The sequence below is a fragment of the Rubellimicrobium aerolatum genome, assembly GCF_017872975.1.
In the GTDB taxonomy this organism is placed as follows: Bacteria; Pseudomonadota; Alphaproteobacteria; order Rhodobacterales; family Rhodobacteraceae; genus Rubellimicrobium; species Rubellimicrobium aerolatum.
Map to the genome: position 1 here is coordinate 46,504 of NZ_JAGGJP010000008.1, position 25,100 is coordinate 71,603.

21 protein-coding genes and 1 other RNA gene are annotated in these 25,100 nt (G+C 72.1%); 15 read left to right on the forward strand and 7 right to left on the reverse strand.

Annotated elements, in window-relative coordinates:
* Positions 1 to 99: 99 nt before the first annotated feature.
* From mgtE to J2Z33_RS10440, 7 genes are all read left to right on the forward strand, one after another.
* Positions 100 to 1,485, forward strand: a complete 1,386-nt coding sequence (mgtE, locus tag J2Z33_RS10410; protein ID WP_209840568.1) for a magnesium transporter — start codon at positions 100 to 102, stop codon at positions 1,483 to 1,485.
* On the forward strand, positions 1,482 to 2,057 hold the full coding sequence (locus J2Z33_RS10415) for a 5-formyltetrahydrofolate cyclo-ligase (RefSeq protein ID WP_209840570.1): 576 nt from the start codon (positions 1,482 to 1,484) through the stop codon (positions 2,055 to 2,057). Before mgtE ends, J2Z33_RS10415 begins: the two co-directional genes overlap by 4 nt.
* Before the next feature lie 75 nt (positions 2,058 to 2,132).
* Positions 2,133 to 2,945 carry a TIGR00282 family metallophosphoesterase gene (locus J2Z33_RS10420; protein ID WP_209840573.1) on the forward strand — a complete coding sequence of 271 codons (813 nt, stop codon included), beginning with the start codon at positions 2,133 to 2,135 and terminating at the stop codon, positions 2,943 to 2,945.
* A gap of 42 nt (positions 2,946 to 2,987) precedes the next feature.
* A complete protein-coding gene (locus J2Z33_RS10425; RefSeq protein WP_209840575.1) occupies positions 2,988 to 4,766 on the forward strand; it encodes an SLC13 family permease in 1,779 nt (592 codons plus the stop codon).
* Between the two features lie 274 nt (positions 4,767 to 5,040).
* Positions 5,041 to 5,790, forward strand: a complete 750-nt coding sequence (locus J2Z33_RS10430; protein ID WP_209840577.1) for a YebC/PmpR family DNA-binding transcriptional regulator — start codon at positions 5,041 to 5,043, stop codon at positions 5,788 to 5,790.
* 26 nt (positions 5,791 to 5,816) lie between these two features.
* Positions 5,817 to 6,686: a DMT family transporter gene (locus tag J2Z33_RS10435; RefSeq protein ID WP_342454163.1), complete on the forward strand. Its 870-nt coding sequence runs from the start codon at positions 5,817 to 5,819 to the stop codon at positions 6,684 to 6,686.
* A 69-nt stretch (positions 6,687 to 6,755) separates the two neighbouring features.
* Complete coding sequence (locus J2Z33_RS10440; RefSeq protein ID WP_209840580.1) at positions 6,756 to 9,029, forward strand: CRISPR-associated endonuclease Cas3''; 2,274 nt, start codon at positions 6,756 to 6,758, stop codon at positions 9,027 to 9,029.
* On the opposite strand, the gene choV is transcribed toward J2Z33_RS10440, so the two are convergent.
* From choV to choX, 3 genes are read right to left on the reverse strand one after another with little or no spacing between them, the layout of a single operon-like run.
* Complete coding sequence (choV, locus tag J2Z33_RS10445; protein WP_209840582.1) at positions 8,983 to 10,002, reverse strand: choline ABC transporter ATP-binding protein; 1,020 nt, start codon at positions 10,000 to 10,002, stop codon at positions 8,983 to 8,985. The two genes, J2Z33_RS10440 and choV, sit on opposite strands and share 47 nt — an antisense overlap.
* Positions 9,999 to 10,832: a choline ABC transporter permease subunit gene (choW, locus tag J2Z33_RS10450; RefSeq protein ID WP_209840584.1), complete on the reverse strand. Its 834-nt coding sequence runs from the start codon at positions 10,830 to 10,832 to the stop codon at positions 9,999 to 10,001. The genes choV and choW overlap by 4 nt, the downstream gene beginning before the upstream one ends.
* A gap of 51 nt (positions 10,833 to 10,883) precedes the next feature.
* Positions 10,884 to 11,804, reverse strand: coding sequence for a choline ABC transporter substrate-binding protein (choX, locus tag J2Z33_RS10455; protein WP_209840587.1), 921 nt, complete (start codon positions 11,802 to 11,804; stop codon positions 10,884 to 10,886).
* A gap of 109 nt (positions 11,805 to 11,913) precedes the next feature.
* Between choX and betI the strand changes: the two genes are divergently transcribed.
* From betI to betA, 4 genes are read left to right on the forward strand one after another with little or no spacing between them, the layout of a single operon-like run.
* Entirely contained in the window at positions 11,914 to 12,489 is a 576-nt protein-coding gene (gene betI, locus J2Z33_RS10460; RefSeq protein WP_209840589.1) for a choline-binding transcriptional repressor BetI, read from the forward strand.
* Complete coding sequence (betC, locus tag J2Z33_RS10465; RefSeq protein ID WP_342454164.1) at positions 12,486 to 13,988, forward strand: choline-sulfatase; 1,503 nt, start codon at positions 12,486 to 12,488, stop codon at positions 13,986 to 13,988. The genes betI and betC overlap by 4 nt, the downstream gene beginning before the upstream one ends.
* Positions 13,989 to 14,016: 28 nt before the next feature.
* The gene (gene betB / locus J2Z33_RS10470) at positions 14,017 to 15,474 is read left to right on the forward strand and encodes a betaine-aldehyde dehydrogenase (RefSeq protein ID WP_209840591.1); all 1,458 of its coding nucleotides are present in this window, start codon (positions 14,017 to 14,019) and stop codon (positions 15,472 to 15,474) included.
* 16 nt (positions 15,475 to 15,490) lie between these two features.
* Positions 15,491 to 17,173, forward strand: coding sequence for a choline dehydrogenase (betA, locus tag J2Z33_RS10475; RefSeq protein ID WP_209840775.1), 1,683 nt, complete (start codon positions 15,491 to 15,493; stop codon positions 17,171 to 17,173).
* 137 nt (positions 17,174 to 17,310) lie between these two features.
* Here the strand turns inward: betA and yghX are convergent, their stop codons facing one another.
* Positions 17,311 to 18,234 (reverse strand): YghX family hydrolase, encoded by a 924-nt coding sequence (gene yghX, locus J2Z33_RS10480; RefSeq protein ID WP_209840593.1) that lies wholly within the window; start codon positions 18,232 to 18,234, stop codon positions 17,311 to 17,313.
* 166 nt (positions 18,235 to 18,400) lie between these two features.
* On the opposite strand from yghX, the gene J2Z33_RS10485 reads away from it, so the two are divergent.
* From J2Z33_RS10485 to ssrS, 4 genes are all read left to right on the forward strand, one after another.
* Positions 18,401 to 20,059, forward strand: coding sequence for a DNA recombination protein RmuC (locus J2Z33_RS10485; RefSeq protein ID WP_209840595.1), 1,659 nt, complete (start codon positions 18,401 to 18,403; stop codon positions 20,057 to 20,059).
* A 121-nt stretch (positions 20,060 to 20,180) separates the two neighbouring features.
* Positions 20,181 to 20,654, forward strand: coding sequence for a transcriptional regulator NrdR (gene nrdR, locus J2Z33_RS10490; protein WP_209840597.1), 474 nt, complete (start codon positions 20,181 to 20,183; stop codon positions 20,652 to 20,654).
* Positions 20,651 to 21,748 carry a bifunctional diaminohydroxyphosphoribosylaminopyrimidine deaminase/5-amino-6-(5-phosphoribosylamino)uracil reductase RibD gene (ribD, locus tag J2Z33_RS10495; protein WP_342454165.1) on the forward strand — a complete coding sequence of 366 codons (1,098 nt, stop codon included), beginning with the start codon at positions 20,651 to 20,653 and terminating at the stop codon, positions 21,746 to 21,748. The genes nrdR and ribD overlap by 4 nt, the downstream gene beginning before the upstream one ends.
* 464 nt (positions 21,749 to 22,212) lie before the next feature.
* Positions 22,213 to 22,368, forward strand: a non-coding RNA gene (ssrS, locus tag J2Z33_RS10500) — 6S RNA.
* A 524-nt stretch (positions 22,369 to 22,892) separates the two neighbouring features.
* On the opposite strand, the gene nusB is transcribed toward ssrS, so the two are convergent.
* Genes nusB through ribB form a run of 3 tightly spaced genes read right to left on the reverse strand, consistent with a single transcriptional unit; the run spans position 22,893 to position 25,013 of the window.
* Positions 22,893 to 23,372, reverse strand: a complete 480-nt coding sequence (gene nusB, locus J2Z33_RS10505) for a transcription antitermination factor NusB (protein WP_209840599.1) — start codon at positions 23,370 to 23,372, stop codon at positions 22,893 to 22,895.
* The gene (locus J2Z33_RS10510) at positions 23,369 to 23,884 is read right to left on the reverse strand and encodes a 6,7-dimethyl-8-ribityllumazine synthase (protein WP_209840601.1); all 516 of its coding nucleotides are present in this window, start codon (positions 23,882 to 23,884) and stop codon (positions 23,369 to 23,371) included. Before J2Z33_RS10510 ends, nusB begins: the two co-directional genes overlap by 4 nt.
* Before the next feature lies 1 nt (position 23,885).
* Positions 23,886 to 25,013 (reverse strand): 3,4-dihydroxy-2-butanone-4-phosphate synthase, encoded by a 1,128-nt coding sequence (gene ribB, locus J2Z33_RS10515; protein WP_209840603.1) that lies wholly within the window; start codon positions 25,011 to 25,013, stop codon positions 23,886 to 23,888.
* Positions 25,014 to 25,100: the final 87 nt, after the last annotated feature.

Below are 25,100 nucleotides of genomic sequence, written 5' to 3' on the forward strand. Positions count from 1 at the left end.
GAGCGCAAACCGGCGGGCGCGAAGGTTCGGGGCGCGGTTGCCCCCGGCGCGCAAATCGGTAGGGTCCGGCGCGACGCCAGCGGGACCGGGAGGGCAGGCATGGACGAGCGTTCCGGCAGCGCGACTCCCGACGAGGACGACGACGAGTTCGGCCTGCCGCCGCGCCTGGTCGAGGAGGCGCTGGAGGCCGTCGAGGCCGACGACGTGGCGCGGCTCGACGCGCTGCTCGACCCCTTGCACCCGGCCGACATCGCGGACCTGCTGGAGCAGATCGGGCCGGGGCAGCGGCGCGACCTCCTCGCGCTGTGGAAAGGGGGCGTGGACGGGGACATCCTGTCCGAGCTGGACGAGTCGCTGCGCGAGGAGGTCATTGAGGGGCTGGGCCCCGGCGAGCTGGCCGAGGCGGTGCGCGAGCTCGAGACCGACGACGTGGTGGACCTCGTGGAGGACCTCGCGCCCGAGGCGCAGGAGGCGGTGCTGGGGGCGCTGGCGGCCGCCGACCGCGTGGCCGTCGAGAAGGCGCTGACCTATCCGGAATACTCGGCGGGGCGGCTGATGCAGTCCGAGGTGGTGCGCGCGCCGTCGCACTGGACGGTGGGCGAGGCCATCGACTTCCTGCGGAGCGGCGTCCCGCTGCCGGACCAGTTCTACCATGTCGTGCTGATCGACCCCCGGCTGAAGCCGGTCGGCTATGCCACGCTGGGCCGGCTGCTGAGCTCGCGCCGCGAGACGCCCCTGCGGGACATCACCGAGGACAGCTTCCGCACCTTCCACGTCGAGGACGAGCAGGGCGACGTGGCGCGGACCTTCGAGAAGTATCATCTGATCTCGGTCCCCGTGGTGGACGACGACGACCGGCTGGTGGGGGTCGTCACCATCGACGACGCCATGACCGTGCTGGACGAGGAGCACGAGGAGGACATCCTCCGCCTCGCCGGCGTGGGCGAGGGGGCGCTGTCGGACAGCGTGATCGACACGGTGCGGGGGCGGTTGCCGTGGCTGGTCGTGAACCTCGGGACGGCGGGGCTGGCGGCGCTGGTCATCTCGCGCTTCACGGGGACGATCCAGGCGCTGGTGGCGCTGGCGACGCTGATGCCGATCGTGGCGTCGATGGGCGGCAACGCGGGGACGCAATCGCTGACCGTCGCGGTGCGGGCGCTGGCGACGCGCGACCTCACCCGGTCGAACGCCTGGCGGGTGATCCGGCGCGAGGCGGCGGTGGGGCTGGTGAACGGGCTGGTGCTGGCGCTGGCGCTGGGGGGGATGACGATGCTGCTGTTCGGCTCGGTGCCGCTGGGCCTCGTGATCGCATCGGCGCTGGTGGTGAACCTGTTCGCGGCGGCGCTGGCGGGGGTGTTCGTGCCCTTGCTGATGGAGCGGATCGGGGTGGACCCGGCGCTGGCGTCCGGGACCTTCGTGACCACGGTGACGGACGTGGTGGGGTTCTTCGCCTTCCTGGGGCTCGCGACGGTGGTGCTGCTGTGACCGGGTTGGACGCGATCAAGGCCGAGGCGCGGGCGCGCGCCTTTGCCCGTCGGCAGGCGGCGTTCGAGGGGGGGCATCCCGCGCCGGCCGCGCTGCTGGTCGAGGTGCTGCACGCCTACCGGGGCCGCCCGCTTGCCGGCTACCTGCCGATGCGAAGCGAGATCGACCCCCTCCCGGCCATGGTCGAGGCGGCGCGGCACGGTCCCGTGGGGGTGCCGGTGACGCCGAAGATGGGCCGGCCGCTGACGTTCCGGGAGTGGACGCCCGGTTGCGTCCTGATTGACGGCGGGTTCGGCACGGTGGTCCCGGCCACGGGCGCGGAGGTCGTGCCCGAGGTGCTGGTGGTGCCGCTGGTGGCCTTCGACCGGCGGGGCGGGCGGCTGGGCTATGGCGGCGGGTTCTACGACCGGACGCTCGCCAGGCTGCGGGCGCGGGGGCCGGTGGTCGCCATCGGCTACGCCTGGGGCGCGCAGGAGGACGACGGCCTGCCGCTGGAGGCGACGGACGAGGCGCTGGACCTGATCGTGACGGAACGGGAGGTCATCGCCCCCCGGGTCGACGTCGGGGCCTGAGAGGGGGCCCATGTCGGGGCCCATGTCGGGGCCTGGGCGGTTGCCTCGGGGGACGCGCGATCCTATGAGGCGGGCATGAGATTGCTGTTCCTGGGCGACGTGATGGGGCGGGCGGGGCGCGCGGCGGTGGCCGAGCGGCTGCCCAAGGTGCGGGCCGAGTGGAGGCTCGACTTCGTGGTGGTCAACGGCGAGAACGCCTCGGGCGGGATGGGGCTGACGCCCGAGCACGCGCGGGTGCTGCTCCAGGCCGGGGCGGACGTGGTGACGCTGGGGGATCATGCCTTCGACCAGAAGGAGATGATCCCATTCATCGAGCAGGAGCCGCGCATCGTCCGGCCCCTGAACTTCGCCAAGGGCGCGCCGGGGCGCGGGCATCGGGTCTATGACGCGCCGGGCGGGCGCAAGGTGCTGGTGGCGCAGGTGCTGGGGCAGGTCTTCATGAAGCGGCCCTTCGACGATCCCTTCTCGGCGGTGGACACGGTGCTGAAGGCGCATCCGCGCGGCGGGCTGGTGCAGGCGTCGCTGATCGACGTTCATGCCGAGGCCACGTCCGAGAAGATGGCGCTGGGGCATTACTGCGACGGACGGGCGAGCGTGGTCGTGGGCACGCATACCCATGTGCCGACCGCCGACGTGGTGATCCACGGGGGCGGCACGGCCTACCAGTCCGACGCCGGGATGTGCGGCGACTACGATTCCATCATCGGGATGCAGAAGGAGGAGCCCATGCGCCGGTTCATCACCGGCATGGGCCGCGACCGATTCACCCCCGCGCTGGGCGAGGCCACGCTGTCGGGCCTTTACGTCGAGACCGAGGACCGCACCGGCCGCGCCACGCGCGCCCTCCCCGTCCGGCTGGGCGGCCGGCTGTCCGAGGCCACGCCCTGAGCCGTCCCGTCGCGGCTTGGCCCCGTTCCTGAGAGGTTCCCGATGTTCGGACTCGCCCTCCCGGCCGAGATGCAGCCCGTGGCCGCCCTCGTGGTCATGGTGCTCATGCTCGCGGCCTTCCTGTGGGAACGCCTGCCCGTCGAGGTCGTGGCCATCGTCGGCGCGGCGGTGCTGCTGGTCACCGGCATCCTGCCGCAGGAGGAGGCGCTGGAGGTCTTCTCCAACAGCGCGCCCTGGACCATCGCCGCCATGCTCATCCTCGTGGGGGGGCTGGTGCGGACGGGGGGGCTGCACTTCATCGGCACGCTGGCCGAGAAGCACGTCAAGCTGCGGCCCCGGCTGACGCTGGGCCTGATCTGCCTGGGGGTCGTCGCCACCTCGGCCTTCGTCAACAACACGCCCATCGTGGTGGTCATGCTGCCGGTGTTCATCCAGCTTGCCCGCCAGATGAACCTCGCGCCGTCCAAGCTGCTGATCCCTCTCAGCTACCTGTCGATCCTGGGGGGCACCTGCACGCTGATCGGCACGTCCACGAACCTCGTCGTGGACGGGGTGGCGCGGCAGGCGGGGCTGGAGCCCTTCCACATCTTCGAGATCACGCCGGTCGGCCTGCCGGTCGCCATCGCGGGGATGATCTACCTCGCGCTGCTGGGGCCGCGGCTGCTGCCCGACCGGATGAGCACGGCGGGGTTCCTGACCGACCGGTCGAGGATGCGCTACTTCACCGAGGTGGTGATCCCCGAGGGGTCCAACCTCATCGGGCGTGAGGTGCTGGGGGTCCAGCTCTTCCGGCGCGAGGGGGTGCGGCTCGTGGACGTGATCCGGGGCGACGCCTCGCTGCGGCGCGAGTTCGAGCGCGTGACGCTCCAGGCCGGGGACCGGGTGGTGCTGCGGACCGCGATGACGGAGCTCCTGTCGCTCCAGCGCGACAAGTCGCTGCGGCGCGTGGACCAGCTCTCCTCGGTGCCGACGACGACCGTGGAGGCGCTGATCGCGGCGGACTGCAAGATGGTCGGGCGACGGCTGGGCGACCTGCGGCTGCGGCGGCGCTATGGGGTCTATCCGCTGGCCGTGCACCGGCGGGACAAGAACTTCGCGTCGCACCTCGACGACGTGGTGGTGCGGCCGGGGGACACGCTGCTGCTGGAAGGGACGGCCGAGGACATCCAGCGGCTGGCGCAGGACCAGAACCTCGTGGACATCGCGCATCCCGCGAGCCGCGCCTACCGCCGGAGCCACGCGCCCATCGTGATCGCGACGCTGGCCGCCGTGGTGGGGCTGTCGGCCATCGAGGTCGCGCCCATCGAGATCCTGGCGCTGCTGGGCGTCGCGGTCGTGCTGGCGACGGGCTGCATCGACGCCGACGAGGCCTTCGGCTTCGTGGACGGGCGGCTGATGGCGATGCTGTTCGCGATGCTGGCGGTGGGGGCGGCGCTGGACCATTCGGGCGCGGTGGAGCTGATCGTGGACGCCGTGGCCCCGCACATGACGGGCTGGAGCCCGGTGCTGCTGATCTTCGCCATCTACGCGCTGACCTCGCTCCTGACCGAGCTGCTGAGCAACAACGCCGTCGCGGTGGTGGTGACGCCGGTGGCCATCGGGCTGGCGCAGACCCTGGGCCTCGACCCCCGGCCGGTGCTGGTGGCGATCATGCTGGGGGCGTCCTTCGGCTTCGCGACGCCCATCGGCTACCAGTGCAACCTGCTGGTCTATGGGCCGGGGGGCTACCGCTTCGGGGACTTCCTGAAGATCGGCATCCCGCTCAACATCCTGATGGGGGTGGTGGCGAGCCTGGTGATCCCGCTGGTCTGGAGCCTGTGACGCCAGGGCGCGCGGAATCGCGGCCCAAGGGCCGTGAAGCATGGCGAGGATGGACAGGCGATCAGGCACGGCGGACTCCCTTGTTGCGTGCGAGGAGAGTGCGCCCGAAGGATTAACGCCGTCCGACGGCAACGAACGGTCAGGGCCCGATCCGCGCAACGCCCCCGGAGGTTGTGCGAATCGGGCGGGGGCGGGGGTCCGGCTTGCGGCTTCGCGGCGGGGCCGCTAGAGGAGCGCGGTCAATTTCGTCGCATCGTCTCGGGAGATCACGCCCATGGCCGGCCATTCCAAATGGGCCAACATCCAGCATCGCAAGGGCAAGCAGGACAAGCTGCGGTCCAAGCTGTTCTCCAAGCTGTCCAAGGAGATCACCGTCGCGGCCAAGATGGGCGACCCGGACCCCGACAAGAACCCCCGCCTGCGGCTGGCGGTGAAGGAGGCGCGGTCGAGTTCGATGCCGCGCGACGTGATCGACCGCGCCATCAAGAAGTCGCAGGGCGGCGACGCCGAATCCTATGAATCGATCCGCTACGAGGGCTATGGCCCCGGCGGCGTGGCGGTGATCGTCGAGGCGCTGACCGACAACCGCAACCGCACGGCGTCGAACGTGCGGTCCACCTTCACCAAGAACGGTGGGAACCTGGGCGAGACCAACTCGGTCGCCTTCCAGTTCGAGCGGAAGGGCGAGATCTTCTACAAGGCCGAGGCCGGGGACGCCGATTCCGTGATGATGGCGGCGCTGGAGGCGGGCGCGGAGGACGTGGAGTCCGACGCGGAGGGCCACTGGATCACCACCGGCGAGGACGACCTGGGCACCGTCTCGGCGGCGCTGGAGGCGTCCCTGGGCGAGTCGGAGACGGCCAAGTTCGTCTGGCGGCCCAAGCTGACGACGCCCGTGGAGGGCGAGGTCTTCGAGAAGCTGATGCGGCTGATCGAGGTGCTGGAGGACGACGACGACGTGCAGAACGTCACGACGAACATGGAGACCTCGGACGAGGCCATGGCCGCCTACGCGGAGTCGTGACGGCGGCCCCGCGGGGAGGGGCCGCCGTGACGCGGCCTCTTGCCGGGATCGTCTGGATGGTGCTGTCGGGGCTGTTCTTCGTCGGCATGACGGCCATCGTGAAGCACGTCGGATCGGACGTGCCGGCGGCGCAGTCGGCGTTCCTGCGCTTCGCGCTGGGGCTCCCGTTCGCGGTGCCGATGCTCTGGCCGCTGTGGCGGACGGGGGTGACGGCGGGGCAGGCGCGGCTCTGCGCCCTGCGGGGGGCGGTGCACACGCTGGGGGTGCTGCTCTGGTTCTTCGCCATGACGCGCATCCCCTTGGCCGAGGTGACGGCCATGAACTACCTGAACCCGATCTACGTGACGCTGGGCGCGGCGCTGTTCCTGGGGGAGCGGTGGGAGGCGCGGCGGCTGCTGGCGGTCGGGGCGGCGCTGGTCGGCGCGCTGGTGATCCTGCGGCCGGGGCTGCGGGCGGTGGAGCCGGGGCACGTCGCCATGCTGGGGGCGTCGCTGCTGCTGGCCTCGGGCTACCTGGTGGCCAAGCGGCTGTCGGGGCAGGTGCCGGCGACGGTGGTCGTGGGGATGCTGTCGGCGACGGTGACGCTGGGGCTGCTGCCCTTCGCGGTGGCCGTCTGGGTGCCGGTGGGCTGGGCGGAGATCGGCTGGTTCTTCGGGACGGCCTGCTTTGCCACGCTGGCGCATTACTGCATGACGCGGGCCTTCGCGGCCGCGCCCGCCGGGGCGACGCAGCCCGCGACGTTCCTGCAACTGGTGTGGTCGGTCCTGCTGGGGGCCGTGGCCTTCGGGGAGCCGGTGGACGGCTGGGTGATCCTGGGCGGCGGGATCATCATGGCGGCGGTGAGCGCGGTCGCCTGGCGGGAGGCGGTGGCGCGGCGGGTGGCGGCGGAGGGGTAGGGGGATAAGGGTTGCGGGCCGGCGGGGAATCGGCTGGAACGAAGCGAGCCGCACGAGAGGACCGCCCCGATGACCATCCACGCCCACAGCCTGACGGGCCGCCCCGAGGCGGAATGGGAGACGCTGGAGGCGCATTCGCTCCGCGTCGCGGGGGCGGCGCGGGCGCGGGCGGAGGTGGCGGGGCTTGGGGATCTCGCGCATCTGCTGGGGCTGGTGCACGATCTGGGCAAGGCCAAGCCCGCGTTCCAGGCCCGGCTGCGGGGGAGCGCCGCCGAGGTGTCCCATTCGGGCGAGGGGGCGCGGCTGCTGCGCGAGGCGGGCGGCGGCATGGGCGCGATGCTCGCCGGGGCGGTGGCGGGGCACCACGGGCGGCTGCCCAACCCCGACCGGCTGGCGAAGCGGATCGCCGAGGCCGAGGCCGTGGCGGCGCCGGGGTGGGCGGGGTTCGCGAGGCCGGAGGCGCCGGAGCGGCTGATCCGGTGCCCGGCGGCGGAGCGGGCGTTTCGCGCGCAGTTCCTGGTGCGGTTCCTGTACGGGTGCCTGACCGACGCGGACGACCGCGAGACGGGGGCCTGGGAGCGGGAGGCGACGGGGAGGAGCGAGGCCGCCCGCCCCGCCGTGCTGACGCCGGGGATGCGCGCGGCCTTCGACCGCCATGTCGCGGGGTTCCGGGCCGACACGCCGGTGAACGCGATCCGGGCGCGGGTGCTGGCCCATGTGCGGGGGATGGCGGCCGAGCCGCCGGGGCTGTTCACGCTGACGGTGCCGACAGGCGGGGGCAAGACGCTGGCCTCCCTGGGGTTCGCGCTGGACCATGCCGCGCGGCATGGGATGCGGCGGCTGATCCATGTCGCGCCCTTCACGTCCATCGTGGAGCAGACGGCGGACGTGTTCCGGGGCATCCTCGGCGATGACGCGGTGCTGGAGCACCATTCGGCCTTCGACTGGGACGGGGTGGACGAGGGCGAAGCCGAGCAGCGCCGCGTCGCCGGGATGAGCTGGGACGTGCCGGTGGTGGTGACGACGGCGGTGCAGTTCTTCGAGAGCCTGTTCGCGGCGCGCAAGAAGCGGTGCCGCAAGCTGCCGGCGCTGGCGGGCGCGGTGATCGTCGTGGACGAGGCGCAGACCATGCCGAGGGGCTTCCTGCGGCCCTGCCTCGCGGCGCTGCGCGAGCTGGCGGCGGGCTATGGGGCGAGCGTGGTGCTGTGCACGGCGACGCAGCCGGCGCTGACGGCTCAAGCGGGGTTCAGGGCGCCCGAGGCGCTGCGGGGCGCGCGGGAGCTGGCGCCGGACCCGGCGGGGCTGCACGAGGCGCTGCGGCGGGTGCGGGTGCGCGACCTGGGGGCGCAGGCGGACGCGGACCTCGCGGCGCGGCTGCGGGAGGCGCGACAGGCGCTGCTGATCGTGGACAACCGGGTGCAGGCGCGGCGGCTGTTCGACGCGGTGGAAGGGACGGAGGGCGCGGCGCACCTGAGCACGCTGATGACGGCGGCGCACCGGCGGGCGGTGCTGGTCGGGGTTCGGGCGCGGCTGACGGCCGGGAAGCCGGTGCGGCTGGTGTCCACGTCGCTGGTCGAGGCGGGGGTGGACGTGGACTTCCCGCTGGTGATGCGCGCGGCGGCGGGGATCGATTCGCTGGCGCACGGGGGCGTGGATCGAAACCACCCCCTTGGCCGGGCCAAAGTAGATGTCATCGGTCGCCCCCCATGCGGGAGCGTGGATAGAGACAACAAGCGGGTGCAGGTGGACGGCAGCCCGCCGGTCGCTCCCATGCGGGGCGTGGAGGGAAGCGCTGTTCAGGCTCTTGGTCGGAAGCCGACCTCGCGTGGGTGCCGGGGCGCAGCCTTGGTGGCGCGACCGGTTGCGGTGCATCCGTATGGCCACGCGGGGACGCGAAGGGCTCGGGCCGGCCGGGCCGGTGCGGGGCTGGTCGGGCCGAAGGGATGGGGCGGCGCTTCCTTTTCTGGATCGGTCGGGTCGGGACGGTTCACGATATGGCTGGCCGGGCGTGGGCGTCGGGGCGGATGGGTGGGGTGCCAAGGCTCGGCGAAGGGCTGTCGGAGGGGGGGCGAACGGCCCGTTCGGACGGAAGACGAGAGGGGCTTCGATGAGACCGCCGGCGCTTTGCCCGGCTTCCGGGCGGGAGGCTCGCCGGAGGTGGTGATGTCGTTGACGATGGTGCGGCTTGGGCCGGAGCCGGGCGGTCCGGAGGTCCGGCTCGACGGGCTGGGGCCTCGGCGTCCGATCTGGCGGGGATGGCGGCCGGCCCGGCAGGGAGCCGGGTCGGGACAGGGGGTCAGGCCCTCGGGTCGAGGAGGCGGGCGAGCACGCCGTCGGGGGTGATGTGGCCGAGGGTCGCGCCGTCCTCGCGCACCGCGAGGGGGCCGCCGCGCAGGCGGGTCATCACGTCGCGGATGTCGGCGTCGGGGGCGATCTCTCCGTGCGGGGGAACGCCGTTCGGGGCGGTCATCACGTCGCGGGCGCGCAGGACGCCGAGCGGGTTCATGTGCTGCACGAACTCGGCCACATAGGGGGTCGCGGGGTCGCGGAAGATCTCGCGCGGGGTGCCGCACTGGACGATGCGCCCGCCCTCCATGATGGCGATGCGGTTGCCGATCTTGAACGCCTCGTCGAGGTCGTGGCTGACGAAGATGATCGTGCGGTTGCGAACGCGCTGGAGGTCCAGCAGCTCGTCCTGGAGGCGGGTGCGGATGAGGGGGTCGAGGGCCGAGAACGGCTCGTCCATCAGCAGCACAGGGGCGTCGGTGGCGAAGGCGCGGGCCAGGCCGACGCGCTGCTGCATCCCGCCCGAGAGCTGGCCCACGAGCGCCTCGGCCCGGTCGGCGAGGTTGACGAGGCGCAGCTCCTCCTCGACGCGGGCGGCGCGCTCGGCCTTGGACTGGCCGCGCAGCTCGAGGCCGAGGCCCACGTTGTCGCGGACGGTGCGCCAGGGGAGGAGGCCGAACTGCTGGAACACCATCGCGACGGTGCGCTGGCGGATGCCGCGCAGCGTGGCGGGGTCGGCCTTTGTCACCGAGGCCATGTGGCCGTCGGCCTGGATGCGGACCTCGCCCCGCACGACCGGGTTGAGGCCGTTCACCGCGCGCAAAAGGGTGGACTTGCCCGAGCCCGAAAGGCCCATGAGGACGAGGATCTCGCCCTCGGCGACCGTGAGCGAGCAGTCGTGGACGCCGAGGATCTGGTTGGTCTTGAGCTGGATCTCGGCGCGGCTGAGGCCCTGGTCCATGAGGGGGAGGGCGGTCTCGGGCCGTTCGCCGAAGACGATGTTCACCTTGTCGAAGATCACGGCGCTCATGACGGGCGTCCCACGCGAAGCATCCGGTCGAGGATGATGGCGACCACGACGATGACGAAGCCGGACTCGAAGCCGAGCGCGGTGTTGACGGAGTTGAGCGCGCGGACGACCGGGACGCCGAGGCCGTTGGCGCCGACCAGGGCGGCGATCACCACCATCGAGAGCGAGAGCATGATCGACTGGTTGAGGCCGGCCATGATCTGCGGCAGCGCGTAGGGCAGCTCGACCTTCCAGAGGGTCTGGCGGGGGGTGGCGCCGAAGGACTGGGCCGCTTCCAGCAGGGAGGGAGGCGTCGAGGCGATGCCCAGGTGCGCGAGGCGGATGGGGGCGGGCAGAACGAAGATCACGGTGGCGATCAGGCCCGGCACCATGCCCAGGCCGAAGAAGACGATGGCCGGGATCAGATAGACGAAGGTCGGCAGCGTCTGCATCAGGTCGAGCACCGGGGCCATGGCCTGATGGAGGCGCGGGCGGTGGGCGCTCGCGATGCCGATGGGGACGCCGATGCCCATGCAGACCGCGCAGGCGGTGAGGACCAGGGTGAGGCTTTCGGTCGTCTCCTCCCAGTAGCCCTGGTTCAGGATGAACAGGAAGCCGAGGAGCACCAGGAGGCAGGTGCGGAACGAGCGCTGGAGCGCCCAGGTCAGCGCCACGAAGATCGCGATGATGACGAGGGGATGCGGCGTCTGGAGGAGCCAGAGGAGCGCGTCGATGATCGCGCCGATGGCGGTGGCGATGCCGTCGAACACGGCCTGCCCATGGCTCTGGAGCCAGTCGAAGAGGTCGGCGGCGACCCGGCCCACCGGGATTTTCTGATACATCCACTCCATGCGCGCGACCTGCGCGGCTCGCCCCCGGAGCGGGTCCGGGGGCGATCCGGCTTAGGAGCCCATGGCCGACTGGACGGCCGCGAGGCCGTCGCCGCCGTCCACCGTGGTCACGCCCTGGAGCCAGGCGTCGAAGGTCTCGGGGTGCGCGGCGAGCCACTGCTTCACGGCCTCGTCGGGCTCCATCCCCTCGTCGAGGATGAGGCCCATCATCTCGTTCTCCATGGGGAGGGTGAACGTCATGTTCTGGAGCAGGGTCGCCACGTTCGGGCAGTCGGCGGCGAAGCCCTTGCGGGTGACGGTGTAGACGTTGCCGGCGCTGCCGAAGAAGTCCTCGCCGCCCTCGACATACTGGATGTCGAAGTTGGCGTTCATCGGATGCGGCGCCCAGCCGAGGAAGACCACGGGCTTGTTGGAATCGACGGCGCGGCGGACCTGGGCAAGCATCCCCTGTTCGGAGGACTCGACGATCTCGAAGCCTTCGAGGGGGCCGCCGGGCTCGGTCAGGCCGATGAGGTAGGTGTTGGCCTCGTTGCCGGGCTCGATGCCGTAGATCTCGCCGTCGAGCTGGTCGCGGAAGGCGGCAAGGTCCTCGTAGGTCTTGAGGCCCTGCTCGTAGAGCGTCGTCGGGACGGCGAGGTTGTATTTCGTGCCTTCGAGGTTGACGCCCACCGTCTCGATGGAGCCGTCGTCGAGGTAGGGCTGGATCGCGCTTTGCTGCGAGGGCATCCAGTTGCCGAGGAACACGTCGAGGTCGCCGGTCGAGAGGGCCTGGAAGGTCACGGGGACCGACAGGACCTGCACGTTCACGTCGTAGCCCAAGGCCTCGAGCACCTGCTTGGCGGCGGAGGTGGTGGCGGTGATGTCGGTCCAGCCCACGTCGGACAGGCTGACGGAGGTGCAGGCCTCCTGCGCGAGGGCCGGGGCCGCCCCGGCGAGGAGCGCCAGCGCCCCCAGGGTCGAACGCAGAGTCATCGGGTCGTCTCCACTGTTGTCGGGCGGTTTGGCCCCGCCGTTTCTTGATTGACGAGTCAATCAATCATTCGATAGTTCGGCCTGGCAAGACTTTTTTCGCGAGCGAGCCATGCCACGTCCATCCGCCGAGCCTATCCGACGCGCCGCGATCGTCAAGGCGACGATCCAGGAGGTCGCGCGGGCGGGAACGCTGGAGGTGACGGTCGCGCAGATCGCCGGCCGGGCGGGCGTGTCCTCGGCCCTGGCGCACCATTACTTCGGGTCCAAGGAGGCGATCTTCGTCGCGGCCATGCGGCACGTGCTGACGGTCTTCGGGGCCGAGGTGCGGGGGGCGCTGGCCACCGCCGATTCGCCGAGGGCGCGGGTCGAGGCCATCGTGCGGGCGAGCTTTTCCGCCGGGTCGTTCCGGCGGGAGGTCATCGCGGCCTGGCTGAACTTCTACGTGCTGGCCCAGACGATGCCGGAGGCGCGGCGGCTCCTGTCGCTGTATCGGCGGCGGTTGCGGTCGAACCTCGTGCACGACCTGCGGCCGCTGGTGGGCGAGCGGGCGGGGCGGGTGGCCGAGGGGCTGGGGGCGCTGATCGACGGGGTGTATCTGCGGCAGGCCCTGGCGGGAACCTCGCCCGACCGGGCGGCGGCGGCGGAGATGGTGCTGGGGTATCTGGCGCGCGAGGTGGCGGCGTGAGGCCGAACCTGCTGGTGCTGATGGTGGACCAGTTGACGGGGACGCTGTGGCGGGACGGGCCTACGGGGTGGCTGCACGCGCCGAACCTGCGGAAGCTGGCGGAACGGTCGGCGCGGTTCTCGCAGGCCTACACGGGCTCGCCGCTCTGCGCGCCGGCGCGGGCGTCGGTGATGTCGGGGCAGTTGCCGAGCCGGACGCGGGTCTACGACAACGCCGCCGAGTTCACGTCGTCGGTGCCGACCTTCGCCCACCACCTGCGGCGGGCGGGCTACCAGACGGCGCTGTCGGGGAAGATGCATTTCGTCGGGCCGGACCAGTTGCACGGGCTGGAGCAGCGGCTGACCACGGACATCTATCCGGCGGATTTCGGCTGGACGCCGGACTACCGCAAGCCCGGCGAGCGGATCGACTGGTGGTATCACAACCTCGGGTCGGTGTCGGGCGCGGGCGTGGCCGAGATCACCAACCAATACGAATACGACGACGAGGTGGCGCATTTCGCCTGCCAGAAGCTTTACGACCTGTCGCGGGGGCATGACGCGCGGCCCTGGTGCCTGACGGTGAGCTTCACGCATCCGCACGATCCCTATGTGGCGCGGCGGCGGTATTGGGACCTCTACGAGGATTGCGCGCATCTGGAGCCGGAGGTCGCGCCGATCCCCTACGAGGACATGGACCCGCATTCGCGGCGGATCCTGGATTCGTGCGACTGGCGCGGGTCGGAGATCACGCCTGAGATGGTGCGGCGGGCGCGGCGGGGCTACTTCGCGAACATCTCCTACGTGGATGACAAGATCGGGGAGATCCTGGCGGTGCTGGAGGCGACGCGGCAGGAGGCGGCCGTGGTGTTCCTGTCGGACCACGGCGACATGCTGGGCGAGCGGGGCCTGTGGTTCAAGATGAACTTCTTCGAGGGCTCGGCGGCGGTGCCGTTGATGATCTGCGCGCCGGGCCTCGCGCCGGGGCGGGTGGAGACGCCGGTGAGCACCATCGACCTGTGCCCGACGCTTTGCGACCTCGCGGGGGTGTCGATGGCGGAGGTCGCGCCGTGGACGGACGGGGTGTCGCTGGTCCCCGTGGCGGGCGGCGCGGAGCGGGGGCCGGTGCCGATGGAATACGCGGCCGAGGCGTCCGAAGCGCCGATGGTCTGCTTGCGCGACGGGCGGTGGAAGTATGTCCGCTGCGAGATCGACCCCGAGATGCTGTTCGACCTCCAATCCGATCCCAAGGAGTTGCGGAACCTCGCGGACGATCCGGCCCATGCGGACACGCTGGCGCGGCTGCGGGCGCTGGCCGGGGCGCGGTGGGACCTCCCGCGCTTCGACGCCGAGGTGCGCGAGAGCCAGGCGCGGCGCTGGGTCGTTTACGAGAGCTTGCGGAACGGATCGTATTTCCCGTGGGACTTCCAGCCGCTCCGCTCCGCCTCCGAGCGATACATGAGAAACCACATGGACCTGAACGTGCTGGAAGAGAACCAGCGGTTCCCGCGTGGGGAATGATGCCTTTCAACTTGGCCCAAATACGCACATGACCTTTTCAGCCCAACCAACCGCCAGCCATTTCGTGAACGGGGCCTACCGCGAGGACGCGGCGGGGGAGGCCATTCCCGTGGTCTACCCGGCGACCGGCGAGGTGATCGCCACCGTCCACGCCGCGACCCCGGCGGTGATCGAGGAGGCGCTGGCGGGGGCCGCGCGGGCGCAGAAGGACTGGGCCGCGCTGCGGGGCGTCGAGCGGGGGCGGGTGCTGCGGCGGGCCGCCGACCTGATCCGCGAAAGGAACCGCGAGCTGTCGGTGCTGGAGACCCACGACACCGGCAAGCCGCTGTCGGAGACGCTGGTGGCGGACGCCACGTCGGCGGCGGATGCGCTGGAGTATTTCGGCGGGCTGGCGGCGACGCTGGCGGGCGAGCACATCCAGCTTGGGCAGGACTTCGTCTACACGCGGCGGGAGCCCTTGGGCGTCTGCGTGGGCATCGGGGCCTGGAACTACCCGACCCAGATCGCCGCCTGGAAGGGGGCGCCCGCGCTTTGCTGCGGGAACGCGATGGTGTTCAAGCCGAGCGAGACGACGCCCTTGGGCGCGCTGAAGCTGGCGGAGATCCTGATGGAGGCGGGGGCGCCTCCGGGGCTCTACAACGTCGTGCAGGGGATGGGGGCGGTGGGGTCCGCGCTGATCGCCGATCCCCGCGTGGCGAAGGTGTCGATCACCGGGTCGGTGCCGACGGGGACTAGGGTCTACGAGGCGGCGGCGAAGGGGCTCAAGCACGTCACGCTGGAGCTGGGGGGCAAGTCGCCGCTGATCGTCTTCGAGGACGCGGACCTCGATAGCGCGGTGTCGGGGGCGATCCTGGGGAACTTCTATTCGGCGGGGCAGGTCTGCTCGAACGGGACGCGGGTCTTCGTGCAGAAGGCCGTCAAGGAGGCGTTCCTGGCGCGCCTGACCGAGCGGCTGGGGGGCGTCGTCATGGGCGACCCGCTGGACGAGGCGACGAACTTCGGGCCGATGGTCAGCGAGCGGCAGCGCGGGATCGTCGAGGGGTTCATCGCCAAGGGCCTTGAGGAGAGCGCGCGGCTGGTCGCGGGGGGGCAAAGGCCTGACCGGCCGGGCTTCTGGGTCGAGCCCACGGTCTTCGCGGACGTGACCGACGGCATGACCCTCGCGCGGGACGAGATCTTCGGGCCGGTCATGTCGGTGCTGGACTTCGACACCGAAGGTGAGGTGCTGGCCCGCGCCAACGCCACCGAGTTCGGGCTGGCGGCGGGGGTGTTCACCCGCGACATGAGCCGGGGTCATCGGGTCGCGGCGGGGTTCGAGGCCGGGACCTGCTTCATCAACGCCTACAACCTGACGCCCGTCGAGGCGCCGTTCGGCGGCATGAAGCGGTCCGGCATCGGCCGCGAGAACGGGCGCGCGGCCATCGAGCACTATTCGCAACTGAAGTCCGTCTATGTCGGCATGGGCCCGGCATGGGCGCCCTTCTGACGGGGGCCGGGCCATGATGGAAGCGGATTACGTCGTCGTCGGCGCGGGGAGCGCCGGCTGCGCGGTCGCCTACCGGCTGAGCGAGGCCGGGCGGTCGGTGCTGATCGTGGAAACGGGCGGCTCGGACTGGGGGCCGTTCATCCGGATGCCGGCGGCGCTGTCCTATCCGATGAACATGGCCCGCTACGACTGGGGGTTCCGCACCGAGCCCGAGCCGCACCTGGGCGGGCGGGTGCTGGCGACGCCGCGCGGCAAGGTGATCGGCGGGTCGTCGTCGATCAACGGCATGGTCTATGTGCGCGGGCACGCCAAGGACTACGACCACTGGGCGGAGTCGGGCGCGAAGGGGTGGGCCTACGCCGACGTGCTGCCCTACTTCCGGCGGATGGAGAGCTGGCACGGCACCACGGGCGATCCGTCGTGGCGCGGTCAGGACGGGCCGCTCCATGTGACGCGCGGCCCCGCCGACAATCCGCTCGCGCAGGCGTTCCTGAAGGCGGGGGCCGAGGCGGGCTATCCGGTGACGGAGGACCCGAACGGCTGGCAGCAGGAGGGGTTCGGCCCGATGGAGGCCACCATCTGGCGCGGGCGGCGCTGGTCCGCCGCCTGGGCCTACCTGCGCCCCGCCCTGCGGCGGGTGAACTGCGACCTCGTGAACGGCATCGCCCGGCGGGTGGTCATGGAGAACGGCCGAGCGACCGGCGTGGAGATCGACAGCTTCAACGGCATCCAGGTGATCCGGGCGCGGCGGGAGGTGATCCTCACGGCGTCGTCCATCAACTCGCCGAAGCTGCTGCTCCTGTCAGGGATCGGGCCGGGGGACCACCTGCGCGGGATGGGCATCCCCGTCGTCGCCGACCGGCCGGGCGTCGGGCAGAACCTTCAGGACCACCTGGAGATCTACGTCCAGCAGCAGGCGGTGAAGCCGGTGTCGCTGTTCCGCTACTGGAACCTGCACGGCAAGGCGCTGGTGGGCGCGCGCTGGCTCTTCACCGGAACGGGGCTCGGCGCGTCGAACCAGTTCGAGGCGGGGGCCTTCATCCGGTCGCGGTCCGGCGTGGACTATCCCGACATCCAGTTCCACTTCCTGCCCATCGCCGTGCGCTACGACGGCAAGGCGGCGGCGGGCGGGCACGGGTTCCAGGCCCATGTGGGGCCGATGCGCTCGCCCTCGCGCGGGGCGGTCACGCTGCGGTCGGGCGACCCGACCACGAGCCCGCGCATCCTGTTCAACTACATGAGCCACGAGGACGACTGGCGGGACTTCCGTGCCTGCATCCGGCTGACGCGCGAGATCTTCGGGCAGGAGGCCTTCGCTCCGTTCCGGGGGCGGGAGATCCAGCCGGGAGCGGAGGTCGTGACGGACGCGCAGCTCGACGAGGCGATCCGCGAGCACGTGGAGAGCGCCTATCATCCCTGCGGGACCTGCAAGATGGGGGATCGGGGCGACCCGATGGCGGTCGTGGACCCGGAGTGCCGGGTGATCGGCGTCGAGGGGCTGCGGGTGGCGGATTCGTCCATCTTCCCGCGCGTGACGAACGGCAACCTCAACGCGCCGTCGATCATGACGGGCGAGAAGGCGGCGGACCACATCCTCGGGCGGGCGGCGTTGCCGCGCGAGGAACGGGAGCCGTGGACCGACCCCGATTGGCGGGTGGCGCAGCGGCCGGCCGCGCGGGTGCGGGCGGCGGCGGAGTAGGGGCAGAAAGGACAGAGCCCGCTCCAAGGAGACGATCTCAAGCGCATCTGGCTTTCTTTGGCTTCAAATATCCCGGGGGAATCCCCGCAGGGGATGGGGGCGGAGCCCCCTGCGACTGCTGGACCGGACGCGCCGCACTACGCGAGGTGACGCCGGAACCAGTCCAGCGTCCGGCTCCAGGCCAACTCGGCGGCCTCGGCGTCGTAGCGAGGGGTCGAGTCGTTGTGGAAGCCGTGGTTCACGCCCGGATAGATGTGCGCCTCGTAGGTCTTGCCGTTGGCCTTGAGCGCCTCCTCGTAGGCGGGCCAGCCCTCGTTGATGCGGGTGTCGAGCTCGGCGTAGTGCAGCAGGATCGGCGCGTTGATGCGAGGCACGTCGGCGGCCGAAGGCTGGCGGCCGTAGAAGGGGACGGCGGCCTTCAGCTCGGGGATCGCCACGGCCGCCGCGTTCGACACGCCGCCGCCGTAGCAGAAGCCGGTGATGCCGACGTTGCCGTTCGACAGCTCGTGCGTCCGCAGCCAGTCCACGGCGCGAAGGAAGTCGTTCATCAGCTTGGCGGGGTCCACCTGTTGCTGGAGCGCGCGGCCCTCCTCGTCGTTGCCGGGGTAGCCGCCGACCGAGGACAGGCCGTCGGGGGCGAGCGCGAGGAAGCCGGCCTTGGCGAGGCGGCGCGTCACGTCCTCGATGTAGGGGTTGAGGCCCCGGTTCTCGTGCACCACCACGACGGCGGGGTAGGGGCCGCCGATGGCGGTCTCGGGGCCGGGCTGCTCGCCTTCGACCGGGGTCGCGGGACGGACCAAGTAGGCGCGCACGGTGCCGGTGCCGTCGGGCGAATCGTAGGTGACGTATTCGGGCAGGATCTCGGGATCGGTGAACTCGACCTGCTGGGCCAGCGCGTAGTTGGGGCTGAGCGCGGCGAGGATCGCGGGGGCCGTCAGGCCCGCGACGGCGAATCGGCCGGCGCGGTCGAGGAAGTCGCGCTTGGTGATCCGGCCGTGCGCGTAGCCGTCGTAGAGCTGCAGGAGCTCGGGCGCGAAGTCCTTGGCGGTCAAGCGGGTCATGGGCGGCCTCCCTGGCGCTGGTTTTGGCCGGGGACGTAGCGGGGGAACGGCCCGCTTCCAGCGGCGGAGGCGTGGTCGGTGCACCACGAAAGGTCGAGTCCCGCGCAACCTGCGCTTGACCCCCGGCGCAGGGGGGCGAACATAACGGCAACTTGAGGAGACGCCCGTGCCCGATCCGATCCTGATCCTTTGCGGGGTGCTGCTGCTGGTGGCCGGAGGGCTGCTGGCGGCGCTGCGGGGCGCGAAGGGGGAGGCGGGGCGGCTGCGCGCCGAGATGGACGCCGCGCGGGCGGCGCTGGACGACGCGCGCGTGGCGCAGGAGGTGGCGCGGGCGCAGGACGGTGCCCGGGCCGAGCGGATGGCGGAGCGGGACGGGCGGCTCGCCCAGGCGCTCCGCGAGGTGGAGGCGCTGCGGGGCCACCACCGGGAGGCCGAGGCGCGCTGCGCCGACGCCGAGGCGCGCTGCGCCCAGGCCCGCGAGGCGGCGGAGCGGCTGGAGTCGGCGGCGACGCGGCTGCGCGAGGACGGGGCCGAGGCGCTGCGGCAGTTGCGCGAGGACGCGGCGCGGGTGGCGCAGCAGCTCCGCGACGATGGCATGCAGCTCGCCGAGCGGCTGCGCGCCACGGAGGCCGAGCTGGCGCGGCTGCGCGCGGACCACGCGGCGCTGGCCGTGGAGCGGGACGAGAGGCTCGCCTCGGCCGAGCGGGAGGTGGCGGCGCTCAAGGCGATCCGCGAGGAGATGACGCGGGAGTTCCAGGCGCTGGCGGCACGGACTCTGAAGGAGACGGGCGCGCAGGTGCAGGAGGTCAACCAGCAGAAGCTGGCGGAGCTGCTGGCCCCGTTCCGCGAACAGGTGGGGCGCTTCGAGACCGAGCTGCGCGAGGTCCACAAGCACGCCGACCGCGACCGCGCCGTCCTGGCCGAGCAGGTGCGCGCCCTGTCCGCGCAGGCGCAGGCGGTGAGTCAGGATGCGGCGAACCTCGCCCGCGCGCTCAAGGGCGACAAGCAGCGGCAGGGGGCCTGGGGGGAGGCGCAGCTGGAGCGCTACCTGGAGCTGATGGGCTACCGGCGGGACGTGGACTACGAGGTGCAGGGGACCCGGACCGGCGACGAAGGCGACCGGCGGCGGCCCGACGTGATCCTGAAGATGCCGGGCGGCAAGGCGCTGGTGATCGACAGCAAGGTGTCGCTGTCCGCCTACGCCGACGCCATCGCCGCCGAGACGGAGGAGGAGCGGGACCGTTGCCTGCGGCTTCATGCGAAGAACGTCCGCGACCGCGTGGACGAGCTGGCGGCGCGGGACTACGCCGGCATGGTCGATGGGTCGGTGGACTGGGTGCTGCTGTTCATGCCCATCGAGGGGGCGGTCTCCGCCGCCTGGGCGCAGGACGGCGAGATCGCGGCCTATGCGATGGAGCGGGGCGTGGCGCTGGCCTATCCGACCTCGCTCCTGATGGCGCTCAAGACCGTCAAGCACCTGTGGAACGTCGAGAGGCGGAACAGGAACGCCGAGGCGATCGCCGATCGGGCGGGCAAGCTGTATGACAAGCTGGGGACGTTCATCGAGAGCTTCACGCGGGTCGGCACGGCCCTCGACGACGCGCGGAAGGCGCATGACAAGGCGCTGGGCCAGCTTACGCGCGGGGCGGGCAACCTCGTCGGGCAAGTCGAGAAGCTGAAGGGGCTGGGCGCGCGGACGGGCAGGACGCTGGGCTTGTCGCACGATGGAGAGGCGGAGGACGGGCCGGAGGCGCTGCCCGCGCCGGAGGAGGCGCGCGGGTCGCCGCCGCCCAAAGAGGCGCGCGTGCTCCCGGCGGCGGAGTAGGCGAGGCCCTGGCGGTTGAAGACCGAGGCCCGGTGGCGCGCGGGCCCATCATCTAGGGGTCGGATTGCCCCGGGGCGCGATCCCTGCCATGGTTGGGCCGCCCCCCGAGCAAGGTTCCCCCATGCGCTGCCCCTTCTGCGGAAACGTCGACACCCAGGTGAAGGACTCGCGGCCCGCCGAGGATCACGCGGCGATCCGGCGGCGGCGGTTCTGCGCGGCCTGCGGGGGGCGCTTCACCACCTACGAGCGGGTGCAGCTCCGCGACCTCGTGGTGCTGAAGGCGAATGGACGGCGCGAGGACTTCGACCGCGAGAAGCTGGAGCGGTCCATCCGCATCGCGCTCCAGAAGCGGCCGGTGGAGGCGGAGCGGATCGACCAGATGGTGTCGGGGATCGTGCGGCGGCTGGAGAGCCTGGGAGAGACGGACATCCTCTCGCGTCAGATCGGCGAGATCGTCATGGAAAGCCTCGCCCGGATCGACACGGTGGCCTATGTGCGCTTTGCCTCGGTCTACATGAACTTCCAGGCGGTGGGCGACTTCGACCGCTTCATGGCCGAGCTGCGCCCCGTCGAGAGCGAGCCCGGAGCGCCGTGAGCGACGACGGGCGGTGGATGGACCTTGCCCTCGCGCTTGGGCGGCGGGGGTTGGGGCGGGTCTGGCCGAACCCGGCCGTGGGCTGCGTGATCGTGCGGGACGGCCGCCTGGTTGGGCGGGGGCGGACGGCGGATGGCGGACGGCCGCACGCGGAGGCCGAGGCGCTGGCGCAGGCGGGGGCGGCCGCGCGGGGGGCCACGGCCTACGTGACCCTGGAGCCTTGCGCGCATCACGGCCGCACCCCGCCTTGCGCCGAGGCGCTGGTCGCGGCGGGCGTGACGCGGGTGGTCGTGGCGGCGGGCGACCCGGACCCGCGCGTGTCGGGGCGGGGCCTCGCGATCCTGCGCGCGGCGGGGATCGAGGTCGTCGCGGGCCTGCGGGAGGCCGAGGCGCGGCGCGACCTTCAAGGCTTCCTGCGGCGGGTGGGTGGCGGTCTGCCATTCGTGACGCTGAAGCTGGCGGCCAGCCTCGACGGGCGGATCGCCATGGCGAGCGGGGAAAGCCGCTGGATCACGGGGCCCGTGGCGCGGGCGAGGGTGCAGGCGCTGCGGGCGAGCCATGACGCGGTGATGGTGGGGGGCGGCACGGCGCGGGCGGACGATCCGCTGCTGACGGTGCGGGGGATGGGCGCGCGGCCGCAGCCGGTGCGGGTCGTGCTGGCGCGCGGGCTGGACCTGCCGCGCGACGGCCAGCTTGCGCGGACCGCGCGGGAGGCGCCGCTGTGGCTGCTGCACGGGGCGGGGGCGGAGACCGGGCCTTGGGACGCTCTGGGGGCGCGCTGCCTGCCCTGCGCGGAGACGGTGGGGGCGCTCGACCTGCGAGCGGCGTTGGACGTGCTGGGGCGCGAGGGGATCACGCGGGTCTTCTGCGAAGGGGGCGGGCAAGTCGCCGGGGCGCTGCTGCGCGCAAATCTCGTGGACGAGCTGGTGACGTTCCACGCCGGCGTGGCGCTGGGGGCCGAGGGACGGGCGATGCTGGGGCCGCTGGGGCTCGGGCGGCTGGCCGAGGCACCCCGGCTGCAGCTCGACGGGTTGTGGGACGTCGGCGGGGACGTGATGGCCCGCTGGGTGCGGAGGCAGCCCGGGGCGGGCTGACCGGCGCGGAGGCTTGGCGCCAGCCGGGGCGGGGCGGCCGGGAAGGGTTCCAGGCGGCAAGGCCGTGACGGCGGGGACCCCCGGCGCGGGTTCGTCCGCGGCGCCAATGTCGCGTGTGCCGGACCGGGCGCGGGTTGGCGCGCGGATCCACGCCGAGGGTGCGACACCATGGACCCTGCCGGAGTGGTCCGCCTTGGAGCGGGCGGCGCCGGACGTGGTGAGGGATCTCGCCCCGTGGGAAGGGCCCGGTGAGCGGGGCGTGACGGTGCGCGGATCCGTGCATCCTGCGGGAGGACGCAACGGGGCCGGCTTGGGGAGCAATGGGCCGCGCGTGGTGGGATGGAGCCCCGCTCCACGAAGGAGGGGGCCGGCGCGCCCCCGATGGACAGGGCGGGGCGAACCCGGCGTCAGGCGGCGGTCGGGGCTTGCGGGCGGCTTGGGGGCGACCTACCTTGAGCGTCGGCGGGCTTCTGCCCCTCTCGTGAACGGGTTCGATTCCAGTGGCCTATAATGACTCCGAGGGAGTTGGCTCTGGTCAGGTCCAGGCCTGATCACCTGACGCCCACCTGTATGCACAGGTCCTCGGGAAACGTCACCCACACGGTTGCCGCGGTTCCCGCCACCCTCTTCTCACCCAAGGACGTGATCTCCCCTCGCCGGGGGGACGTCTAGCCCGTGACCTGGGCCGGGAGGCGCGGCTGCAGCGCTGATGGTCCCGAGAGGGTGTCCCGTGCCGAACGCTGGCCGGGACTTCGGGCGACGGATCGCGGCGGGGTCGGACGGAACGGGGGGGGGGGGGCTCAAGGCGAGCGGAACCCCGCCGGGCGTGGCCTTCACATTTGTCGGCGAGCCAGCGCGAGGGAAGGACCCGCGATCGCTGGCCCGAGCCTCTGGCGAACGGGCCGGACGAGTTGGCGAGCGCTGGACCGCGATCCAGGGCGCGTGTCGGGCGCGTCGCGCCGGACGGCCCGCTCAACGTCGGAGCGGGGGACGATCCTCCGACCGCAGCAGGGGGATCGTCCGGGTCCGGGGCTTGGTCAGGGCCAGCGACGCGGCCGCGACGGCCAGGCACAGGAGCAGCAGCATCGGTCATCCCCCAAAGGCATCCGACGGGCAGTCTGGACCGGCGGGCGTTAACGAACGGTTAACGCGCGCCGGGCTGGCCGAAGGCCTCGGGCCGCGCCTCGCGCGCCATTTGGTCGAGGACGCCGTTGACGAAGGCGGTTTCGCGCCCTTCGGGGAAGAAGGCCTCGGCGATGCCCACGTATTCGGTGATGACGACCTTGGGCGGGGTGTCGGTCGCCACCAACTCGGCCCCGGCGGCGCGGAAGACGGCGCGGAGCGTCGGGTCGATGCGGTCGATCTTCCACTTGGCCACGAGCGCGCGGTCGGTCATCTGGTCGATGCGGGCCTGATGGTTGACGGCCTCGGAGGTGATCTTGCGGAACAGGTCCACGTGGCCCTCGGCCATCTCGATGCCGTCCTGCACCTCGCCGAAGCGGTGCGTCTCGAACTCGCGGGTCACGCGGTCGAGGCCGGCGCCCGAGGCCTCCATCTGGAACAGGGCCTGCACGGCGTAGAACCGCGCGGCCGAGCGCATCCGGCGCTTTTCCTCGGGGGTCATTGCGAGGCCCCCAGGCGGCCCTGGAGGAAGCCCAGGCCCTTCTCGGCGCGGGTCCAGCGGCGCGACAGTTGCAGGAGGTGGAGCGCCGCCGCCGCCGCGCCGCCGCCCTTGTCCTGGTCCTCGGCGCGGACGCGGGCCTGCTCCTCGGTCTCGACGGTCAGGATGCCGTTGCCGATGCAGTGGCCCTGGAGGCCAAGGAGGGTGACGCCATGGGCGGACTCCTCCACCACGGTGTCGTAATGCGTGGTCTCGCCCCGGATGACGCAGCCGAGCGCGACGAAGGCGTGGAACTCCCCCAGGCGGGCGGCCATGGCGATGGCGGGGGCGATCTCCAGCGCGCCGGGCACCTCGGCCACCTCCCAGGTCGCGCCCCAGGCCTCGACCTCGGCCTGCGCGCCGCGCAGGAGCGCGTCGGCGACGGCGCGGTAGTAGGGGGCGACGACGATCAGCACGCGGGCGGGCTTGTCGTCGAAGCGGCCCCGTTCGAGGCCCTGGCTTTGCGGTCCGGCCATGTCAGCCCTCCGTGATCTTGCGCGTGCCGACGATCTCGAGGCCGTAGGCCTCGAGGCCGATGACGCGCGGCTTGGGGTGGTTGGAGAGGAGCACGATGCGGGACAGCCCGAGCGAGGACAGGATCTGCGCGCCCAGGCCATACTGGCGGAGCGTCTGCGGCGAGGCCTCGGAGGTGGGGGCGAGCTTCATGTGCAGGTCGCGCAGCAGCACCACGGCGCCGCGCCCCTCGGCGGCGATCAGGCGCATGGCGTCGCGCACCTCGTCGGCGCGGCCCTCGGGGCCGAGGCCGGCCGTGTCGAGGAGGGGATCGACGGCGTGCATCCGCACCAGCACCGGCCCCCCGCCGCCGATGTCGCCCTTGACGAGGACGATGTGCTCGGCCCCCTGGGTCTGGTCGGCGTAGATCCGCAGCGTCCAGTCGCCTCCGAACTCGGAGCGGACAGTCGATTCGCTCTGGAGGCGGACGAGGTTGTCGTGCCGGCGGCGGTAGGCGATCAGGTCCGAGATGGTGCCGACCTTGAGCCCGTGGCGCTGGGCGAAGGCCACCAGCTCGGGCAGCCGCGCCATGGTGCCGTCGTCGTTCATCACCTCGCAGATCACGCCCGAGGGGTTGAGCCCGGCGAGGCGGGAGATGTCCACCGCCGCCTCGGTGTGGCCGGCGCGCACCAGCACGCCGCCGTCGCGGGCCCGCAGCGGAAAGACGTGGCCGGGCGTGGCGAGGTCCTGCGGCCCCTTGGCCGCGTCGATGGCCACCGCCACCGTGCGGGCGCGGTCCTGCGCCGAGATGCCCGTCGAGATGCCCTCGCGCGCCTCGATCGACACCGTGAAGGCGGTCTCGTGGCGCGAGGAGTTCTGCGCCGCCATCAGCGGCAGGCCGAGCTGGTCCACCCGCGCCTCGGTCAGGCACAGGCAGATCAGGCCGCGCCCGTGGGTCGCCATGAAGTTGATCGCCGCGGGCGTGCAGAGCTGGGCGGGGATGAAGAGGTCGCCCTCGTTCTCGCGGTCCTCGTGGTCCACCAGCACGACCATGCGCCCGTTGCGCGCGTCCTCGAGGATGTCCTCGACGGGCGAGATCGCATCGGACCAGTCGCGCTCCACGGGACCGGGCTGTTCATGGGCAAGTGTCATGGGCGGCGCTCCTGTCGGGGGCGGAGATAGCCGACGGGGCGGGGGATGGGAAGGGCGCAGGAACTGCGCGGCGATGGCGGTCATGGC

Coding starts and splice junctions, on each gene's coding strand:
- yghX (WP_209840593.1), bottom strand. CDS start 18,234: ATGACCCGCTTGACCGCCAAGGACTTCGCGCCCGAGCTCCTGCAGCTC.
- choX (WP_209840587.1), bottom strand. CDS start 11,804: ATGACTCTGCGTTCGACCCTGGGGGCGCTGGCGCTCCTCGCCGGGGCG.
- choV (WP_209840582.1), bottom strand. CDS start 10,002: ATGAGCGCCGTGATCTTCGACAAGGTGAACATCGTCTTCGGCGAACGG.
- J2Z33_RS10510 (WP_209840601.1), bottom strand. CDS start 23,884: ATGGCCGGACCGCAAAGCCAGGGCCTCGAACGGGGCCGCTTCGACGAC.
- J2Z33_RS10420 (WP_209840573.1), top strand. CDS start 2,133: ATGAGATTGCTGTTCCTGGGCGACGTGATGGGGCGGGCGGGGCGCGCG.
- betB (WP_209840591.1), top strand. CDS start 14,017: ATGACCTTTTCAGCCCAACCAACCGCCAGCCATTTCGTGAACGGGGCC.
- nrdR (WP_209840597.1), top strand. CDS start 20,181: ATGCGCTGCCCCTTCTGCGGAAACGTCGACACCCAGGTGAAGGACTCG.
- J2Z33_RS10440 (WP_209840580.1), top strand. CDS start 6,756: ATGACCATCCACGCCCACAGCCTGACGGGCCGCCCCGAGGCGGAATGG.
- betA (WP_209840775.1), top strand. CDS start 15,491: ATGGAAGCGGATTACGTCGTCGTCGGCGCGGGGAGCGCCGGCTGCGCG.
- nusB (WP_209840599.1), bottom strand. CDS start 23,372: ATGACCCCCGAGGAAAAGCGCCGGATGCGCTCGGCCGCGCGGTTCTAC.
- J2Z33_RS10430 (WP_209840577.1), top strand. CDS start 5,041: ATGGCCGGCCATTCCAAATGGGCCAACATCCAGCATCGCAAGGGCAAG.
- ribB (WP_209840603.1), bottom strand. CDS start 25,013: ATGACACTTGCCCATGAACAGCCCGGTCCCGTGGAGCGCGACTGGTCC.
- betI (WP_209840589.1), top strand. CDS start 11,914: ATGCCACGTCCATCCGCCGAGCCTATCCGACGCGCCGCGATCGTCAAG.
- choW (WP_209840584.1), bottom strand. CDS start 10,832: ATGGAGTGGATGTATCAGAAAATCCCGGTGGGCCGGGTCGCCGCCGAC.
- mgtE (WP_209840568.1), top strand. CDS start 100: ATGGACGAGCGTTCCGGCAGCGCGACTCCCGACGAGGACGACGACGAG.
- J2Z33_RS10425 (WP_209840575.1), top strand. CDS start 2,988: ATGTTCGGACTCGCCCTCCCGGCCGAGATGCAGCCCGTGGCCGCCCTC.